The 2,670-nt window shown below is 75.5% G+C and carries 3 protein-coding genes; all 3 read right to left on the reverse strand.

From position 1 onward, the window contains the following. Positions 1-39 precede the first annotated feature (39 nt). Positions 40-855 carry a lysophospholipid acyltransferase family protein gene (locus ACFW2E_RS44955; protein ID WP_384477426.1) on the reverse strand — a complete coding sequence of 272 codons (816 nt, stop codon included), beginning with the start codon at positions 853-855 and terminating at the stop codon, positions 40-42. Further along, on the reverse strand, positions 855-1,625 hold the full coding sequence (locus tag ACFW2E_RS44960; RefSeq protein WP_384477429.1) for a GNAT family N-acetyltransferase: 771 nt from the start codon (positions 1,623-1,625) through the stop codon (positions 855-857). Before ACFW2E_RS44960 ends, ACFW2E_RS44955 begins: the two co-directional genes overlap by 1 nt. 157 nt (positions 1,626-1,782) lie before the next feature. Further along, the coding region (locus ACFW2E_RS44965; RefSeq protein WP_384477432.1) for a hypothetical protein at positions 1,783-2,670 on the reverse strand (888 nt) is incomplete at its 5' end.

Consider the following 2,670-nt stretch of genomic DNA (forward strand, 5'->3'; position numbering starts at 1 on the left):
GCCCGGGCCGGCGAACAGCGGTCGGCGTGGCACCGGGGTTCACACCCGGGGCGTCACCGAAGCCGCGTGGGTCCACGCGGGCCCGTGCCCGGCCGGCTCGGCGGCGCGAGCGAGGGAACGGCGGTCGGCGTGGCTGCCCGGCGGGATCACCGGCCGCACCTCCACCTCGGCCACCAGACCACGCGCGGACACCACCCGCCACAGCGAGGCGAGCAGCGTGTCCTCACCGACGAACGCGGGCACCGTACTGGCCGCTCCGCCGGTCAGCCGGTAGTGCAGCCGCACGGGCTGGACGGGGACACCGGCGTCGAGCGCGGCCTGGAAGACGGCACGGTGGAAGCGGCCCTGGGCGCGGCCGCACCAGGTGCTGCCCTCGGGGAAGGCGACGACCGCGGCGCCCTCCCGCAGGGCGTGCGCGATGCGGGCCACCGTGTCCGGGAGCGCGCGCAGCCGGTCGCGCTCTATGAACAGGGCACCGCCCCGTGCCGCCAGCACCCCGGCCACGGGCCACCGGCGGATCTCCGTCTTGGCGAGCATCCGCGCGGGCCGCACGGCGGCCAGCAGGGGGATGTCCAGCCAGGAGATGTGGTTGGCCACCAGGAGCAGTCCGCCGGTGGGTGCGGCGGTGCCGGTGAGCCGGACCCGGACCCCGGCGGCCCGGACGATCGCCCGGCACCACCGGCTCACCAGTCCGGCGGGTGTCCGGCTGCCCAGTGGGGAGAGCACGATCCCGGCCAGGACCAGGAGCGCGAGACCCGTCAGCCGCAGCACGGCCCGTGGTACGGCCGTCGCGGACCCCGTCGGTTCCACGCACGCCCCCGGGGTGCAGGGCGCGCTGGGCAGCCAGACGCTCATCAGGCCGGCACGAGCGAGAGGAAGTGCCGCAGATAGCGCGGGTTGACCCGGCGCATCGACAGCAGCACGTACAGGTCGGCGACCCCGAAGTCCGGGTCGTGCGCGGGCTCGGCGCAGACCCAGGCGCCGAGGCGCAGATAGCCGCGCAGGAGGGCCGGGAGCTCGGTCCGGGCCGGTGCGGCCGACCCGTTCGGGATCCAGGGCAGCAACGGCCGTACCCGGAACTCCTCTGGGGCCAGATGCTTGTCCCGCACCCGCTCCCAGGCGGCGGAGGCCAGGGTGCCGCCGTCGGCCAGCGGGATGGAGCAGCAGCCGGCCAGCCACTCGTGGCCGCGGTCCGCCATGTAGCGGGCGATCCCGGCCCAGATCAGCGCGATGACCGCGCCGTCGCGGTGGTCCGGGTGCACACAGGAGCGGCCGACCTCGACCAGGCCCGGACGGATCGCATCGAGCGGGCCCAGGTCGAACTCGCCCTCCGAATAGAGCCGTCCGGCGACCGCGGCCCGCTCCGGCGGCAGCAGCCGGTAGGTGCCGACGACCTGCCCGGTCAGGGTGTCGCGCACGAGCAGGTGATCGCAGTACGCGTCGAAGGGGTCGATGTCGTGTCCCGGTTGCGGGCTCGACAACTGGGCGCCCATCTCCCCGGCGAACACCTCGTGCCGCAGCCGCTGCGCGGCACGCACGTCGGCCTCGTCACGGGCGAGGGTGACGGTGTAGCGGGTGGGTGCCGCGGGCTGCGGGGGGCGGTCGAGGGTGGAAACGCCGCTCATGGCTCTCTCCTGGTCACGGGCCGGTTCGGCGGGGGGAGGCGACGGGGCCGGTTGCGTGCGGCCCGTCGCTCCTGTTCTTCCGATGCCGGTTGGCGTACGCGTGACCTGTGCCGGGAGAGCGGATGTGGGGATGTTGAACGGCGGGTCCCCCGCCCGGTCAGCCGTCCTTCGTCACGCACCCCGCGAGCAGGCGTCCGGCCTCCGCCGTGTCCAGTACGCGCTCGAGGACGAGGTCGCCCGTGATGTTCGGGAAGAACCGGCCCGCGGGCCAGCTGCGTTCGTAGGGCGGCGGGTCGAGGACGAGCAGCCGGACTCCGTCGACGACGGGGATGTCGGTGGGCGTCCCCTCGTTCCACACCCACTCCCCGGTGGGGGTGACGAGGTTGAAGGAGCCGGTGGTGTGCACCTGCCCGGGCTGGTCCCGGCACACGGCCGCCTCCTGCGCGGAGGGGGCCCGGCCGGGTATGTGGCCGCCGCCGACGAGGACGTCGGCGAGCAGGGTGTGCAGCTGGAAGTTGTCGCCGATGCCGCTCATGCGCATCGCGAAGCCGGTTCCGGTGGGGCGGTGCAGCACGACCAGCGGTTCGCCGTCGAGCACCAGGAGGGCGTAGGCCAGGCACTTGAAGTCGTGGCCGGAGGCCTCCTGCACGGTCCGCAGGGCGCGCAGCAGGCGCTCGCGCAGGGCGCCGTCCAGGGCGGTGCGCACGGGGGCGTGGCTGAGCATGGCGACGGACGCCATCTCCCACTGGGGCAGTGTCAGCCAGGCCAGGGCGGCCTCCGGCCCGACGCGCTCGAAGAGGGCGGGGTCCGGCTGACCGCCCTCCGGGTCGGGGAACTCCCCTCCTCCGGTCTGCGCCCAGCGTTCGCAGAACTCCCCCACGTCGGCGAGCGTCTCGGCGAGTTCCGCGAACACGTACGGCGCGCAGGGGACCGGGGGGGGGGCCCGCGCCACCCCGCGGGCGCGCATGACGGCCCCCCCGGCGCCGGGGGGGCGGGGGCGCACGGGTCGCCCGGGGGGGGGCTGGGGGGGGGCGGGGCGCGGAGA

Origin of the sequence: Streptomyces sp. NPDC058964 (assembly GCF_042741275.1) — a bacterium.
Classification (GTDB): domain Bacteria; phylum Actinomycetota; class Actinomycetes; order Streptomycetales; family Streptomycetaceae; genus Streptomyces.

Bases quoted from the DNA above. Each gene is read 5' to 3' on its own strand.
- ACFW2E_RS44955 (WP_384477426.1), bottom strand. From the start codon at position 855: ATGAGCGTCTGGCTGCCCAGCGCGCCCTGCACCCCGGGGGCGTGCGTG.
- ACFW2E_RS44960 (WP_384477429.1), bottom strand. From the start codon at position 1,625: ATGAGCGGCGTTTCCACCCTCGACCGCCCCCCGCAGCCCGCGGCACCC.